At 53.1% G+C, this 16,451-nt stretch carries 12 protein-coding genes; 8 read left to right on the top strand and 4 right to left on the bottom strand.

Going from position 1 to position 16,451, the window contains the following annotated elements; genetic code table 11:
* Positions 1-86: 86 nt before the first annotated feature.
* Entirely contained in the window at positions 87-401 is a 315-nt protein-coding gene (locus ACP3TC_RS08765; protein ID WP_426818032.1) for a YebG family protein, read from the bottom strand.
* A 136-nt stretch (positions 402-537) separates the two neighbouring features.
* On the opposite strand from ACP3TC_RS08765, the gene purT reads away from it, so the two are divergent.
* Positions 538-1,716, top strand: a complete 1,179-nt coding sequence (gene purT / locus ACP3TC_RS08760) for a formate-dependent phosphoribosylglycinamide formyltransferase (protein ID WP_426818031.1) — start codon at positions 538-540, stop codon at positions 1,714-1,716.
* 42 nt (positions 1,717-1,758) lie between these two features.
* Here purT and ACP3TC_RS08755 read toward each other — a convergent pair whose 3' ends face one another.
* Positions 1,759-2,397, bottom strand: a complete 639-nt coding sequence (locus ACP3TC_RS08755; RefSeq protein ID WP_313852352.1) for a bifunctional 4-hydroxy-2-oxoglutarate aldolase/2-dehydro-3-deoxy-phosphogluconate aldolase — start codon at positions 2,395-2,397, stop codon at positions 1,759-1,761.
* 224 nt (positions 2,398-2,621) lie between these two features.
* Positions 2,622-4,097, bottom strand: coding sequence for a glucose-6-phosphate dehydrogenase (gene zwf, locus ACP3TC_RS08750; RefSeq protein WP_313852354.1), 1,476 nt, complete (start codon positions 4,095-4,097; stop codon positions 2,622-2,624).
* Positions 4,098-4,482: 385 nt separating this feature from the next.
* Between zwf and ACP3TC_RS08745 the strand changes: the two genes are divergently transcribed.
* From ACP3TC_RS08745 to ACP3TC_RS08715, 7 genes are all read left to right on the top strand, one after another.
* Positions 4,483-5,352, top strand: coding sequence for a MurR/RpiR family transcriptional regulator (locus tag ACP3TC_RS08745; protein ID WP_426818258.1), 870 nt, complete (start codon positions 4,483-4,485; stop codon positions 5,350-5,352).
* Positions 5,353-5,479: 127 nt separating this feature from the next.
* Positions 5,480-6,922: a pyruvate kinase gene (pyk, locus tag ACP3TC_RS08740; RefSeq protein WP_313852355.1), complete on the top strand. Its 1,443-nt coding sequence runs from the start codon at positions 5,480-5,482 to the stop codon at positions 6,920-6,922.
* 445 nt (positions 6,923-7,367) lie between these two features.
* On the top strand, positions 7,368-8,921 hold the full coding sequence (locus ACP3TC_RS08735; RefSeq protein ID WP_426818030.1) for a pyridoxal phosphate-dependent decarboxylase family protein: 1,554 nt from the start codon (positions 7,368-7,370) through the stop codon (positions 8,919-8,921).
* A 10-nt stretch (positions 8,922-8,931) separates the two neighbouring features.
* Entirely contained in the window at positions 8,932-10,236 is a 1,305-nt protein-coding gene (locus tag ACP3TC_RS08730; protein WP_313852357.1) for a lysine N(6)-hydroxylase/L-ornithine N(5)-oxygenase family protein, read from the top strand.
* 49 nt (positions 10,237-10,285) lie between these two features.
* Positions 10,286-12,598 carry a GNAT family N-acetyltransferase gene (locus tag ACP3TC_RS08725; protein ID WP_426818257.1) on the top strand — a complete coding sequence of 771 codons (2,313 nt, stop codon included), beginning with the start codon at positions 10,286-10,288 and terminating at the stop codon, positions 12,596-12,598.
* Between the two features lie 91 nt (positions 12,599-12,689).
* Positions 12,690-13,922: an MFS transporter gene (locus ACP3TC_RS08720; protein ID WP_313852359.1), complete on the top strand. Its 1,233-nt coding sequence runs from the start codon at positions 12,690-12,692 to the stop codon at positions 13,920-13,922.
* A gap of 135 nt (positions 13,923-14,057) precedes the next feature.
* Positions 14,058-15,263, top strand: a complete 1,206-nt coding sequence (locus ACP3TC_RS08715) for an anthrax toxin-like adenylyl cyclase domain-containing protein (RefSeq protein ID WP_426818029.1) — start codon at positions 14,058-14,060, stop codon at positions 15,261-15,263.
* A 121-nt stretch (positions 15,264-15,384) separates the two neighbouring features.
* Here ACP3TC_RS08715 and lpxM read toward each other — a convergent pair whose 3' ends face one another.
* The gene (lpxM, locus tag ACP3TC_RS08710) at positions 15,385-16,359 is read right to left on the bottom strand and encodes a lauroyl-Kdo(2)-lipid IV(A) myristoyltransferase (protein ID WP_426818028.1); all 975 of its coding nucleotides are present in this window, start codon (positions 16,357-16,359) and stop codon (positions 15,385-15,387) included.
* Positions 16,360-16,451: the final 92 nt, after the last annotated feature.

The raw sequence follows: 16,451 nt of genomic DNA, 5'->3' as shown, positions 1-16,451 counted from the left end.
ACTTCAGAGTAGAACAACGTGCGTCAAGAAGCGTAAGCAGAAGAAAAGTCGGGAAAACATCGGATCGCCTGAATGCGACCCGACGATTACGCCGCTTTTACCGCACGCACCGGCTTGCTTTTACCCTGCTCTGCCTCGTCATCAGACGCGACGGCGGCGCTGCTCTTTGGCAATTTACTGGTGCGCAGGATGTGGTTTACCGCATCTTTATTTTCTGCCAGATGCATGCCCAGCGCTTCTTGCTGCGCTTCATCCAGCTCAATACCGCTTGTCATCAGCCAGTCAGTGAAAACTTCTGCCATATCAAGCATTTTGTCATAAGCATCCGCTTCTTTTTTACTGGCAAACGTCATCTTTTCCTCACCTTTTCTGACAACGACATATTTTACTTCGATAGCCATGATTTTCGCCCATTTAACTGTATTTATATCCAGTATAGCAGCAGCTTTTTTTGCGATCAAGCCGGCGAAGCAGATGTGCACGCAATCGTTTTCGTTTATACTGCGCGCGATTTTTTCATCTCTTCAGGTAGGTATTATGTCGACTCTTGGAACCGCGCTGCGCCCTGCCGCAACTCGCGTGATGCTTTTAGGTTCAGGTGAACTGGGTAAAGAAGTGGCGATCGAATGTCAGCGTTTAGGCGTTGAAGTGATTGCTGTAGATCGCTATGCCGATGCACCCGCGATGCATGTGGCTCATCGCAGCCATGTGATCAACATGCTGGATGGCGAAGCATTGAAGGCACTGGTTGCGAAAGAGCGTCCTGATTATATCGTGCCGGAAATCGAGGCCATTGCCACCGATATGCTGATCGAGCTGGAAAAACAGGGTCAGCGCGTAGTACCGACTGCCCGTGCCGCCCGCCTGACGATGAATCGCGAAGGTATCCGTCGTCTGGCCGCTGAGGAGCTGGCGCTGCCAACCTCCAGCTACCGCTTTGCCGACAGCAAAACCGCTTTCCTGCAAGCCGCCGAGGAAATTGGCTTCCCGTGCATCATTAAGCCGGTGATGAGCTCATCTGGCAAAGGCCAGAGCTTTATCCGTACAGCTTCACAGCTCGATCAGGCATGGGACTACGCGCAGCAAGGTGGCCGCGCCGGAGCAGGCCGGGTGATCGTTGAAGGCGTGGTGAATTTCGATTTCGAAATTACTCTGTTGACCATCAGTGCCGTCGACGGCATCCACTTCTGCGCACCAATTGGTCATCGCCAGCAGGATGGCGATTATCGTGAATCCTGGCAGCCGCAGCAGATGAGCGAGCTGGCGCTTAAGCGCGCCGAAGAGATTGCGGAGAAAGTGGTCAGCGCCTTAGGAGGTCATGGACTGTTTGGCGTCGAACTGTTTGTCTGTGGCGACGAGGTGGTGTTCAGCGAAGTGTCACCGCGTCCGCATGATACCGGTATGGTAACGCTGATTTCACAGGATCTGTCTGAGTTCGCGCTGCACGTGCGCGCTTTCCTCGGCTTACCGGTTGGCGGAATCCGCCAGTATGGCGCGGCGGCCTCAGCGGTAATTTTGCCGCAGTTGGACAGCGATAACCTGCAGTTTAGCGGCGTGCCGGCAGTGCTGGGTGCTGGTCTGCAGCTGCGTCTGTTTGGTAAGCCGGAGATTCGCGGTCAGCGCCGCTTAGGCGTTGCGCTGGCAACCGGAGACAATATTGATCAAGCCGTCGAGCGCGCGATTGCCTGCGCAGCGGGCGTGAAAGTCAGCGGCTAACATTGCAGGGGCGTAGTTAAAACGCCCCTGCACTTTCAGCGCTTAACGTGCGCCCGCCACCGCTTCACGCGCCAGATCGGTAATTCGCTGATAATCTCCGGCTTCCAGCGCATCCGCGGGCACCAGCCAGGAACCGCCAATACAGAGCACGCTCTTCAGCGCCAGATAGTCACGGTAGTTGTTCGGCGTAATGCCGCCGGTCGGGCAGAAACGCACCTGAGGGAATGGACCGCCAATTGCCTGCAGCGCTTTCACGCCGCCGTTGGCTTCCGCCGGAAAGAATTTGAACTCGCGCAACCCGTATTCCAGACCGGTCATCAGCTCTGACACCGTGCTGATACCCGGAATCAATGGAATCGGGCCTTCAACCGCCGCTTTAACCAGTGACTCAGTCAGTCCGGGACTGATGACAAATTGCGCCCCCGCTTCCGTCACTTCCGCCAGCTGCTGAGTATTCAGCACGGTACCTGCGCCGACAATCGCCTCCGGCACCTGCTGGATTATCGCACGCAGCGCGTCCATCGCCACCGGCGTGCGCAGCGTCACTTCCAGCACGCGAACCCCGCCCGCAACCAGCGCTTTCGCCATCGGAACAGCATGTTCCAGTTTATTGACGACGATAACCGGAACTACCGGTCCGGTTGTCAAAATCTGTTCAGCGCTCGTCTTCCAGTTCTTCATCAGTGTCGTTCTCCGGTCGAGCCTGCTGCCTTTTCCGGTGGCGACAGCGGGCGAAAGTGACGCGCATCCGGCGTCAGGAAAGTGATAGCGCATCTACCATACATGATTTAGCTGAACGGCGTCCATGCCATCAGGTGATTTTTAAAACTGCGGTTCATTTTTTCAAATCCCCGACAACACCGACAAAAAAACCCGCCGAAGCGGGTTTGATTATTAACGATTAATTACTCGAACTCATTCCAGGAGCGGCCATCACGGGTAATCATCGCTACGGAGGCGACGGGGCCCCAGGTACCTGCCTGATAAGGCTTAGGCGCTTCGTTATCCGCAGCCCAGGCATCCATGATGGAGTCAACCCACTTCCACGCCTCTTCCACTTCATCGCGGCGCACAAACAGCGCCTGGATGCCGCGCATGGTTTCCAGCAGCAAACGCTCATAAGCATCGGCCAGATGCGACTGGTTAAAGGTTTCGGAGTAGCTTAGATCCAGCTTGGTGGTTTGCAGGTTATGTTTATGATCGAGACCCGGCACTTTATTCAGAATCTGAATATCCACGCCTTCATCTGGCTGCAAGCGGATAGTCAGTTTATTCTGCGGCAGCTCTTGCCAGGACTCTTTAAACAGGTTCAGCGCCGGGTTCTTGAAGTAGACCACCACTTCAGAACATTTGGTTGGCAGACGTTTACCGGTACGCAGGTAGAACGGCACACCCGCCCAGCGCCAGTCATCAATATCCACCCGGATCGAGACAAAAGATTCGGTATGGCTGGATTTGTTTGCGCCCTCTTCTTCGAGGTAGCCCGGCACTTTTTTGCCCTGCACAAAACCAGCGGTGTACTGACCACGCACGGTTTTTTCACGCACGTTAGTGTGGTCGATACGGCGCAGCGAGCGCAGCACTTTAACTTTTTCGTCGCGGATTCGGTCAGCAGAGAGGTCTGCCGGTGGCGACATGGCAATCATGGTCAGAATCTGCAGCAGGTGGTTCTGAATCATATCGCGCATCTGACCCGCCTGGTCGAAGTAACCCCAGCGGCCTTCGATACCTACTTCTTCTGCAACGGTAATCTGCACGTGGTCAATCGTGCGGTTGTCCCAGTTGGAGGCAAACAGCGAGTTAGCAAAACGCAGCGCCAGCAGGTTCAGTACCGTCTCTTTACCCAGATAGTGGTCGATACGGAACACCTGGCTCTCTTCGAAATACTCGCCAACCTGGTCGTTAATTTCGCGTGAGGTCTCCAGTGAGGTGCCCAGCGGCTTCTCCATCACCACGCGTGCCGGCATCGCATTCAGCTTCGCCTGGCCCAGACCTTTACAGATGGCGCCAAAGGTGCTTGGCGGCATCGCGAAATAGTTAATCGTCACGCGTTTTTTCTGATCCAGCATCTTGCCCAGTTTCGGGAAGTGTGAAGTCTCATTTACGTCGAGGTTACAAAAATCGAGGCGGTTGCTGAGCTTATCCCAAAGTGCCTCATCGATTTTCTCTTTCATGAAGGTTTCCAGCGCTTCACGCGTGACTTTGGTATAAGCAGCTTTATCCCAGTCTGCACGGCCAACACCGATAATGCGCGAGTCTTCATGGATCTGACCGGCTTTTTCCAGTTGATACAGTGAAGGCAACAGTTTCCGGCGTGCAAGATCGCCCTTGGCACCGAAAATAACCAGATCGCATGCCTGGGCTGTTTGTGTTACCGCCATTTTAATCTCCTCGTTTCCGGATGAATCTGACTTGCGGATTCCGTAATCAGTCAGACTCTTAATTGTAATTTTCTTTCAATACAATGTACTTCTTTGGCTATGGCGCGTAAACCTGCGCGGCGTCTGCCAGGCCAATGTATTTGCCAATGTCCAATTTACTGGCTGTTTAAATCAGCAATAGGTCAGTTTGTGCGTAATTTTTCGACTTTTTTGTTACCGTTTTACCATTATGAAAATCAGACCCAGCTCATACTCTGATAAAAAATGTAAAGATTGGCCGTCTGGCTCTGCCTGTCATCCGTTATGGCATTGTATATTCTCTACAAAATGACATCGATTTCTCCTTTGAATGAAATCGTCAGAATTGATGAGTGGTTATCCCCCGATGAATATGCTGGAAAAAATTCAGACTTCTGTTGAATACCTTAGCAAATCTGAACGCAAAGTTGCTGAGGTGATCCTCGCCGCGCCACAAACCGCCATGCACTCCAGCATCGCCTTGCTGGCACGTGCAGCGGAAGTCAGTGAGCCTACGGTTAATCGCTTTTGTCACCGGCTGGAAACCAAAGGGTTCCCCGATTTTAAACTGCAACTGGCCCAAAGTCTGGTCACCGGCACGCCGTATGTCAGCCGTAACATTGATGAAAATGACAATGTCGACTGTTATACCGGCAAGATTTTTGAATCGGCGATGGCCGGTCTGGACCAGGTACGCCAGCATCTTGATATCAGCGTGGTCAACTGTGCGGTCGACCTGCTGACCCAGGCAAAGAAAATCGCCTTTTTTGGCCTCGGCGCCTCGGCGGCGGTGGCTCATGATGCGATGAATAAATTTTTCCGCTTCAATGTTCCTGTCATCTATTCCGATGATATTGTGATGCAGCGCATGAGTTGCATGAACAGCGCAGAAGGTGACGTGATCGTGCTGATTTCGCACACTGGCCGCACCAAAAATTTAATCGAACTGGCACGTCTGGCACGCGAAAATGACGGCACCGTGCTGGCAATTACCTCACCCGGCTCTCCGCTGGCGCTTGAGGCTTCACTGGCACTGACCCTCGATGTGCCTGAAGATACCGACATTTACATGCCAATGGTCTCGCGCCTCGCGCAATTAACCGTGATTGATGTGCTGGCAACCGGTTTTACTTTACGTCGGGGACCAAAATTCAGAGATAACCTGAAGCGCGTCAAAGAAGGTTTGAAAGAATCGCGGTTAGATAAGGACGCGGCAACCTCGCTCTTTCCGCGCTAGCATTCAACTACTATTAAAATCAGGGGGTCGACCAGGTATGCCCCTTGTTATATAAATGTTATAACCAGAACAGATGAACCCGTGATTGCTATGGCAACACCACGTTTACAAGTCAACGGAGTCCTACATGTCAAGACGTCTCAGAAGAACCAAGATTGTAACTACCTTAGGCCCGGCAACCGATCGCGATAACAACCTTGAAAAGATCATCGCTGCTGGCGCTAACGTTGTTCGTCTTAACTTCTCGCACGGTACGCCTGAAGATCATCAGCTTCGTGCCGATAAAACCCGCGAAATTGCAAAAAAACTTGGCCGTCACGTGGCGATCCTCGGCGATCTGCAAGGTCCGAAAATTCGAGTTTCTACCTTTAAAGAAGGCAAAGTTTTCCTTAATCTCGGCGATCGCTTCCTGCTGGATGCCAACCTGAGCAAAGGCGAAGGCGACAGAGAAAAAGTCGGCATTGATTATAAAGGCCTGCCGGAAGATGTGGTGCCTGGCGATGTGCTGCTGCTCGACGACGGGCGCGTACAGCTAAAAGTACTGGAAGTTCAGGGCATGAAAGTGTTCACCGAAGTCACCGTCGGGGGGCCACTTTCCAATAACAAAGGCATTAATAAACTTGGCGGTGGCCTGTCGGCAGAAGCGCTGACCGAAAAAGACAAGGCCGATATTCTGACCGCAGCTAAAATCGGCGTCGACTATCTGGCCGTCTCTTTCCCGCGCTGCGGCGAAGACCTGCACTACGCACGTCGACTGGCACGTGAAGCTGGCTGCGACGCGATGATCGTTTCAAAAGTCGAGCGTGCAGAAGCGGTGGCCACCCAGGCCGCAATGGATGACATTATCCTTGCCTCAGACGTTGTGATGGTGGCGCGTGGCGATCTGGGCGTCGAAATTGGCGATCCTGAACTGGTCGGTATTCAGAAAGCACTGATCCGTCGTGCGCGTCAGCTTAATCGTTCCGTTATCACTGCCACCCAGATGATGGAATCGATGATCACGAATCCAATGCCAACCCGCGCAGAAGTGATGGACGTGGCGAACGCAGTGCTGGATGGTACGGATGCGGTAATGCTTTCTGCCGAAACCGCCGCCGGTCAGTATCCGGCGGAAACCGTTTCAGCGATGGCGAAAGTTTGTCTGGGTGCGGAAAAGATCCCGAGCATCAACGTATCCAAACACCGCCTTGAAGTACAGTTCGATAATATCGAAGAGGCGATTGCCATGTCGGCCATGTACGCTGCTAACCATCTGCAAGGGGTGACGGCGATTATCACCATGACCGAATCTGGCCGCACCGCGCTGATGACATCACGTATTACGTCTGGCCTGCCAATTTTCGCCATGTCACGTCATGAGCGTACGCTGAACCTGACGGCGCTGTATCGTGGCGTTACGCCGGTTTACTTCGACAGTAATAATGACGGCGTGGCAGCGGCTAACGATGCCATTAACCTGCTGCGTGATAAAGGCTTCCTCGTTTCCGGCGATCTGGTTATCGTCACTCAGGGTGACGTGATGAGTACCGTCGGTACTACCAATACCAGCCGCGTGTTACGCGTCGAATAATTTCTGCCGTAACCGATTGGGCTGCCCTTGCAGCCCAATTTTTTGCACTTCCCTGCTGAAATATCCTCCACCCGCCACCAATAGCCCGATAGTCACTCTGGTTTCCCCGGCACAAAAATGTGATCTGCATCACAAATTTAACATCAATAAAGCTTAACACTTTCATGTAAGAATAAACTCATTGAATGCTAATGATTACCATTTATAATCTCATTCACACCAATAAAAGGTAACATCCGGGTAACATATAGTGATTTAACCTTATGAAATGAGTGATTATCGCGCACTATCGACTTCTGACGCTGTTTTAGCGCATTAATCGAACAAGTGTGTTTCTGATAATTCTTAAATAGCATTTAACTGATGTCTTCTGACATCGCAGGGTAAACGGCTGTCATGTTGCTATGGCGGCAGGGTTTCTTACGTCCAAAAAAAGGTACAGGGTATGGTCTTTGGTTCTCAAGCAGCGCTCACTGCCTCACAGTTTCAACAACACCCCGATGAGGCGGCTGGTGATATGCTGTTTAATGCCGCCCAGCTTGATGCATATTCGCAACAAACGCTGACGGCGCTGCAATTAATCAACAACACCATTCAGCAGGTCGAAAAACCTTTTAGCGGTATTCTTCCCCATGAGCTGGCACCGGCGTTTAACGCTGTCGACCTTAATGCCCCGCTGCTGAACAGCGACGCGGCTCTGGAAGAGCTGTCGCAGCTCTATCTGCGCGATGCGGTCTACTTCCATCATCCGAAATATATTGCCCATCTGAACTGCCCGGTGGTACTGCCTTCACTGCTGGCAGAGCAGATTATGAGCGCGGTAAACAGCTCGGTCGATACCTGGGATCAGAGCGCGGGCGGCACCTTAATTGAACAGAAAGTCATCGACTGGACGTTAAGCCGTATCGGCCTGCCCGCCAGTTCAGACGGTATCTTTACCAGCGGTGGTACCCAGTCAAATCTGATGGCAATGCTGCTGGCCCGCGACAGCTGGTGTGCTAAACATCGCCCGGGCCATTTGATTAAGCAGAAAGGCCTGCCGCCGGAAGCCAGTAAGTGGCGTATTTTCACCTCAAAACTGAGCCACTTCAGCATTCAAAAATCGACGGCGATTCTCGGCCTCGGTTACGACGCGGTGATTGCCATCGATCACGATGAGCACTACCGCATGGACGCCACGCTGCTGGAGCAGGAAATCCAGCGCTGCCACCAGCAAGGGCTGATTCCGATTGCGGTCGTTGCCACCAGCGGCACGACCGATTTTGGCAGCATTGATCCGCTTAGCTCGGTGGCGACGCTCTGCCAGCATTACGGTTTATGGATGCATGTTGATGCCGCTTACGGCTGCGGCCTGCTGGTATCACCACAGCACCGTCAGCGCCTGAACGGCATTGAACAGGCTGATTCCGTCACGGTTGATTACCATAAATCGTTCTTCCAGACCGTCAGCTGTGGCGCGTTCTTTGTCCGCGACCGTCAGCACCTTAGCCACGTTACGGTGCATGCCGATTATCTGAATCCGCTCAGTGCGCAGCAGGAAGGCACGCCAAATCTGGTCAATAAAAGCATTCAGACCACCCGACGTTTCGATGCGCTGAAAATGTGGATGACGCTGCGCATTATGGGGCCGGATGCACTGGGCGAAGCCTTCGATACGCTGCTTGACCTGACCCGCACCGCACATCAGCTACTGACAGCCCACCCGTCGATTGACGTGCTGCATCAGCCAGAGCTGACGACCCAGATCTTCCGCTATTTACCACGCCCTGGCGTCAGCGATGCGGTGGTCGATGAGATCAATGCGCAGATCCGAAAATCGCTGTTCCGCTCCGGTAACGCGGTAGTGGCTGGCACCAAAGTGAATGGCCGCCAGTATCTGAAGTTTACCCTGCTGAATCCGGCCACCACCACAGCAGACCTGGAAGACATTATTGCGCTGGTCGCACATTACGGACGTGAACTGGCGCGAAGTCAGAGCCTGAGCGCGGTTAATCAGTGAGAGCAAAACCATGAATGACAAGATTTATGATTTTATCGGTATTGGCATCGGCCCGTTTAACCTCGGCCTGGCCTGCCTGACAGATCCAATTGAAGGCGTGGACGGCGTATTCCTCGATCAGAATAGCGGATTTGACTGGCACACCGGCATGATGCTGGAAAGCGCGCATCTGCAAACGCCATTTATGGCCGACCTGGTGACGCTGGCCGACCCGACCAGCCGCTTCAGCCTGCTTAACTATATGAAGCAAACCGGCAAGCTGTATCGTTTTTATATCCGTGAAGACTTCTTCCTGATGCGCAAGGAGTATAACCAGTACTGCCAGTGGGCCAGCGCCCAACTGGATAATCTGCACTGGAATACCCGGGTTGACTACGTCAGCTATGACGAGCAGCTGCAATGTTATCGACTGCGCAGCGTCTCAACGCAGACCGGTGAAACGCAAAGCTGGCTGGCACGCAAACTGGTGTTGGGCACCGGCCCGAGCGCGTGGATGCCGCCATGCAGCCGCCCGCATCGTCAGCGCCTGACGCACTCCAGTGAGTATCTGGCAGACAAAGCGGCGTTACAGCAGAAAAACTCGATCACCGTGCTGGGCAGCGGCCAGAGCGCCGCCGAGATCTTCTACGACCTGCTATGTGATATCGACACGCATCATTATCAGCTGAACTGGATAACCCGTGCACCGCGCTTCTATCCGCTGGAGTACACCAAGCTGACGCTGGAGATGACCTCGCCGGAGTGGATTGACTATTTCCATGCCCTGCCCGCCAGCAAGCGGGATGAGCTGAATGCTAAACATAAGAATCTGTATAAAGGGATTAACAGCTGTCTGATCAACGACATTTATGACCTGCTGTATGTGAAACAGCTGGATGGCGATCTTAACGTCAATCTGTTTACCCACGCTGAACTGAACGATATGCGCTGGCTGCCGAGCGGTGAATTTGAGCTGGCGCTGCATCAGCAGGAGCAGGATGTCGACTTTGTCCGCCGCAGTGAAGGGCTGGTGATGGCGACCGGTTATCAGTACCAGCCACCGATGTTCGTCGAAGGCATTGCCGATCGCCTGCGCTGGGATGAGAAAGGCCGCTATGACGTGCAGCGTAACTACAGCATCGATCAGCATAACCAGGTGTTTGTACAGAACGCCGAACTGCACACCCACGGCTTTGTCACGCCGGACTTAGGCATGGCCTGCTATCGCAACTCGGTGCTGATTCGCGAAATTACCGGACGTGAGATCTATCCGGTCGAGCGCCAGATTGCTTTCCAGACTTTTCCGGCTCAATCGGAGGTGCGCAGTGAGCGATAACACTCTCTGGCGCGCTACCCGTCCGGCGGGCCAGTTCACCCTGCGTCCAATGCAGGCAGAGGATGCCGAACGGGTTTACCGCTGGGTGACGCAGGATTATGCGCGTTTCTGGGGCATGCAGGATGATTCTTTCGAGACCGTCGCGGGTTTCTATCGTGAACTGACGCGCGATAACCCCAACGCGGCATTGATTGGCTGTTGCAATCAGCAGCCGGTCTTTCTGATGGAGTTCTACCAGGCGCAGCAGGACCAGGTCGGTCAGTTCTATCCGGCACGCGATGATGATTACGGCATGCACATCCTGATCGCCCCGGCAGAGAAACCGCTGAAACAGTTTAGCTGGCAGGTGTTCAGCACGGTAATGGATTACATGTTCAGCCTGCCGCAGGTCGGCCGGGTGGTGGTAGAACCGGATGTGCGCAACCACAAAATTCATCCGCTGAATAAACGTGCGGGCTTTCGCTATCAGCACACCATCGATATGGGCCATAAAACCGCCTGGCTGGCGTTCTGTCAGCGCGATGACTATCAAAAAGCTTTATTGCAGGAATCTTTAACTATGAATAACAGCTCAACGCTGCTGACCGGCAGCCATCTGGCCAGCGACAACTGGACGCTGGCAAACCGCCTGTTAATCCGCAAGGCGATTGCCGAGTTCGCCCATGAAAAACTGATTGAACCAAAAAAAGTGGCGTCAGCCGGTAAACTTGACCGTTACAGCCTGGCGGTGCCGGGTGCCGAAGCGGAATATCAGTTCTGCGCGACGCGCATGGCGCTGGATCACTGGTCGATCGACCTCGACTCGCTGATCAAGCATCAGAATGGCGAACCGCTGAAGCTGGATGCGCTTAGCTTTATCGTCGAATTCAGTCAGCAGATTGGCATTCCTTCAGCGATGCTGGCGACCTACATGGAAGAGATCACCAGCACGCTGTGCAGCAGCGTGTTTAAACTGCAAAACAATAACCCGGACAGCAAAGCGCTGACCAAAGCCGACTTCCAGACGGTGGAAGCCGCAATGACCGAAGGCCATCCGTGCTTCGTCGCCAATAATGGCCGCATCGGTTTTGATGCCCGCGACTATCTCGCCTACGCGCCGGAAGCCGCCACGCCGGTTAACCTGATATGGGTCGCGGTAAATCTGCGTAATGCGCACTTTTCCAGCCTTGATGAGCTTAACTACCAACAGCTGATGCGTGATGAGCTGGGTGAAGCGACCATCAACGCTTTCAACGCCCGTCTGGATGAAATCGGCGTCGATCGCCAACAGTATCTGTTTATGCCGGTGCACCCGTGGCAGTGGCAGAATAAGCTGCTGACGGTATTTGCACCGGATATCGCCGCGCGCGACATTATTTATCTCGGCACCGGCGACGATCAGTATCAGGCACAGCAATCGATCCGTACTTTCTTTAACCGCAGTCAGCCGAATAAGCGCTATGTGAAAACGGCCTTGTCGGTACTGAATATGGGCTTTATGCGCGGTCTGTCACCTTATTACATGGCCACCACTCCGGCGGTAAACCAGTGGCTGGAAGGCCTGGTGAAAAACGACAGCTGGCTTCAGCAGTGCGATTTTCGCATCCTGCGTGAAGTGGCGGCCATCGGCTACCATAATCGCTACTATGAACAGGCGATCAGCGGCGACTCCGCTTACAAGAAGATGTTTGCTGCGCTGTGGCGTGATAACCCGGTAGCTGCACTACAACCTAATCAGCGCCTGATGACCATGGCGTCGCTGCTGCATATCGATCATCATCAGCAAGCGCTGCTGCCCGCGTTAATTGCCGACTCCGGCGTCAGCGCCGAAAGCTGGGTGAACGCTTATCTGCGCTGCTACTTAAGCCCGCTGCTGCACTGCTTTTATCAGCATGATCTGGTGTTTATGCCGCACGGCGAAAACCTGATTCTGTTGCTGGAAAATAATCTGCCCGTCAGCGCCTATATGAAAGATATTGGTGAAGAGATTGCCGTACTGAATCCGGATGCTGTGCTGCCAGAAAAAGCCCAGCGCCTGGCGGTAGACGTGCCGGAAAATCTGAAGCTGCTGTCTATCTTCACTGATGTGTTTGACTGTATCTTCCGCTTTATTGGCGCTATTCTGGCGCAGGATAACACGCTGCCGGAAGAGACCTTCTGGCGCTGCGTCGCGGATTGCGTAAAACAGTATCAACAGGCGCACCCGCAGTTGGCCAGCAAGTTTGCCCGCTACGATCTGTTTGTACCGGAGTTCGAGCTCTCCTGTCTCAACCGTCTGCAACTGGCCAATAACCAGCAGATGATTAACCTGTCCGATCCGGCAGAAAATCTGAAATTTGCCGGAACGTTGATTAACCCAATCGCCCGATTTGCTGATAAGTAAAACCTCAGTAAACTGCTGTTTACAGAGTTTATCTTTAGCGCGACCGCACTGGCGGTCGCGTTTTTACGTTTACTGGAAACAAGGAGCCTGGATGGCGTCGTACACCCCGGTATCAAAATTGACTTTTCGTCACCTGATCTTCCCCTTCTCGTTGGTGCTGTTCGAGTTCGCGACCTATATCGCCCACGATATGATTCAGCCGGGTATGCTGCTGGTTACCGGCGAATTTAATGTCGGACCGGAATGGGTCTCCGCTTCACTGACCGGCTATCTGGTGGGCGGTGTATTGCTGCAATGGCTGCTGGGCCCGCTGTCAGATAAATTTGGCCGCCGTCCGGTCATGCTGTTTGGCGTGGCGTTCTTTATGCTTTCCTGCCTGGTGATGCACTGGGTGCAGAGCATTGAACAATTTGTCGCCGTGCGCTTTATTCAGGGCATCAGCCTGTGCTTTATTGGCGCAGTAGGCTATGCCGCCGTGCTTGAGGCATTTGATGAAGCGCTGAGTGTGAAAATCACCGCGCTGATGGCCAACGTGGCGCTGCTGGCTCCGCTGGCCGGACCGGTGGCGGGCGCGGCGTTCCTCAGCGTGGGTGGCTGGCGCGATATGTTTTATCTGTTCGCTGCGGTGACCGCCATCGCGCTGATCGGGCTATGGCGCAGCATGCCGGAGACCGCCGGAGATCGAAACGCCTCGGTATCACTGAAATCGATGGGCAAAGGTTATCTGGCGCTGGCGAAAGACCGCCAGGTGATCGGCGGCGCACTGTCTATCGGTATTCTTGGCATCCCGATGCTGGCGTGGGTTGCGTTGTCACCGGTGATTCTGATCCATGACCAGGGCCTCAGCCGCATGCAATATGCGCTGCTGCAACTGCCGGTGTTCCTGGCGATGATCGTCGGTAATTTGACGCTGGGCCGACTGGCAGGACGCGTACCGCTCGAGCAACCGCTCAGGCTGGGTGCATGGCCAATTCTGCTCGGGCTGATTATCGCCGCGTTAAGTGCGTTTATCGACAGTCATGACTATCTGTGGATGATTGCCGGTCTGAGCCTGTATGCATTTGGTTCCGGCCTGGTCAATGCGGGTCTTTATCGCCTGACGCTGTTTTCCAGTGAGGCAGGTAAAGGCAGCGTAGCGGCGATGATTGGCATGTTAAGTATTGCCGCTTTCGCCATTGGCATTGAACTGGCGAAATATGGTTACTTTGCCGGCGGCAATCTGTGGTTCAGCGGCATTAATCTGCTGGCGGGATTGATTTGGTTCGCACTGGTGCGGGGATTTCTGCGCGAACGCCAGCGGCGCAGCCAGATTGTGGCGTTGTAAGCTGTTGAAGCGGCTAAAACTGATTACCGAAGATGCATAAACAGTAGTTTTCCTGGAAAACCGAAAGAAAAGGACTTCTTTTGCGTCAATTATTGTGCCATTTCACATGCCACATCGATTTCACCAGGGAGATATATGACATTAAGCGTGTCAAATTCGCAACGCCCCGTGTCTGCGGAATCCATACACCCGGCATCTTCAGCTGAGTCACAGCCCAAAAACGAGGAAGAACGACTGGCTGAAGTTAAGGAACTCTGCCAAAAGGAAGGGATCGGCGTTGTGGCAGATCATCTCATTAAATTGCAAACGCTGGCGCAAGAGAAAAATTGTATTATCGGTATTCGCCCGGTTGATGTGATGGCAACAGATTTGATTGAGAATGGGCACCCAACGAAAGGATTCCATATAAAAGGAAAAAGCGCAAACTGGGGCCCGCAAGCGGCTTTCATCTGTGCAAAGCAAGAGTTAAGTAAGCTGGCCGATCAGTCAGAGGAAAAGCTGAGGAAATTTAATCAGCAAGTAGCGTGTTGTGTGGCCGAAGGTTACGCCCGGCGGATCCCATTAGAATTGACCCTGGCGCGTCTCAATGTGCTTATCGAAAATAATGTTGTCGATAACGTAAAATATGATGCACGCCGTCATCCTGTTGAATTAGAAGCCAGCACGCCAAAAGGTGTTGTACATAAATTTGAGTTAGCCCTCTCTGATAAAGAGCCAGGAATGTACCTGGTCAGTCATGAAGGTATGCCGGTTGAAGTGCTCGCCCCACCGGGAGAAAATAAAAAACCACTGACAGCCGATTACGACATTTTTTTAATTGCCCCTTTAACCGAGGATTTCGGTGCACAGGATATGTTATCGCTACACGACGTCTCACATGTCGTTTTCAAGACCAGAGTTGATAACTATCGAACTTCCCCTGCAGACCTTGCCGAACCCTTAAAGGCAGCTTATACCCATCCCGGTATGTTTTATGAGCCAGAAGATAAACAGTTTGGTAATGCTTCTTCACGCATCCTCACTATGATCCCCGAAATTAATCAGCGGCTGGTCGGTAAAGGTGAAGCCGTAGTGCACCATAGCACCGACACTGGCAATCCTGCGACGGATATGGAGGCAAACTTTCCTGCGGCCTTTACCCTGCCTGAACCACTGGATCAGTTCGATGAGATCTGTGTGATAAGAAACGTAGATGAGTTAAAAACGCTGGTGCAGGTTGCAAAAAATGCGGGCTACTATGTGCCGTTAAATCCGCTTTGGGAAAAAGAGATTACCGGTATTCGCTCTTCAGGCTTTAAAGATGCGCAAAACGTCGCCATCCATCACTGGAAACAGGTGTAAGGTTTCCGGACGATCTATTGAGCGTCTTTGTGCCAACAGCTTGCTTATCAATCTGCACAGGATTGATAAGCAAACCGACCTTCCGACACCCGGCATCAGCCGCAAACAACTTCCCGGTGGCTTATTTCTTCGGGAAAAGCTCGTCGCGTTGATACGGCTCCTGCTCACCCTCTTTACGGGTTTTTAGCAGTTTAAGAATCCAGGTGTACTGCTCCGGATTTGGCCGGACGAAAATTTCGACCTCTTCATTCATCCGACGCGCCAGCGTTTTATCATCCGCCTCAAGCAAATCATCCATTGGCGGACGGATATGCACATGCAGCTTATGCGTTTTGCTGTCATAAACCGGGAACAGCGGCACGACTTTCGCCCGGCACACTTTCATCAGACGGCCTATCGCCGGCAGCGTTGCCTTATAGGTGGCAAAGAAATCGACAAATTCACTGTGTTCCGCGCCGTGATCCTGATCGGGCAAGTAGTAGCCCCAGTAGCCCTGACGCACTGAACTGATAAACGGCTTGATGCCGTCATTACGGGCATGCATCCGGCCACCAAAGCGGCGGCGTACCGCATTCCACATATAATCAACCAGCTCATTGCGCTGGTTGTGGAACATCGCGGCCATTTTCTGGCCTTCTGACGCCATCAACATCGCCGGAATATCGACCGCCCAGCCATGTGGCACGAGGAAAATTACGTTCTGCTGTTCAGCACGCAAGCCCTCAATAATCTCTTTGCCGTGCCACTCAACGCGCTCACGCACATGTTCTGGCTTGCGCAGCGCCAGCTCGGCCATCATTACCATCGACTGCGGCGCCACCGCAAACATCTGGTCAATAATCGCTTCACGCTGCTGTTCTGGCAGCTCTGGCAGGCAGTAAAACAGATTGATTTGCGCACGACGGCGCGCACTGCGGGCAAACTTACCGGCGGTGCGCCCCAGCCCACCTAAAATAGGGTCACGGACGCGCGCAGGCAGCATCGCCATACCGGCACAAGCACCTATTGCCAGCCAGACACCCCAGTATTTCGGTTTAAGGAAAGCCTTTTGAAAGACGGGAATAAATTCAACACTACTTTTTTTTCTGTTTTCCATGCACTCGCCTCAAACAATAACCGGCTAATGATAGTGCTGACAGGCAAATTTGCAATCATTCCCGAACACAGACGAAAAAAAACCGACAGCCC

Source organism: Winslowiella sp. 2C04, from assembly GCF_050037805.1.
Lineage (GTDB): Bacteria > Pseudomonadota > Gammaproteobacteria > Enterobacterales > Enterobacteriaceae > Erwinia > Erwinia toletana_A.
This window is presented reverse-complemented; position numbering and strand designations above follow the sequence as displayed.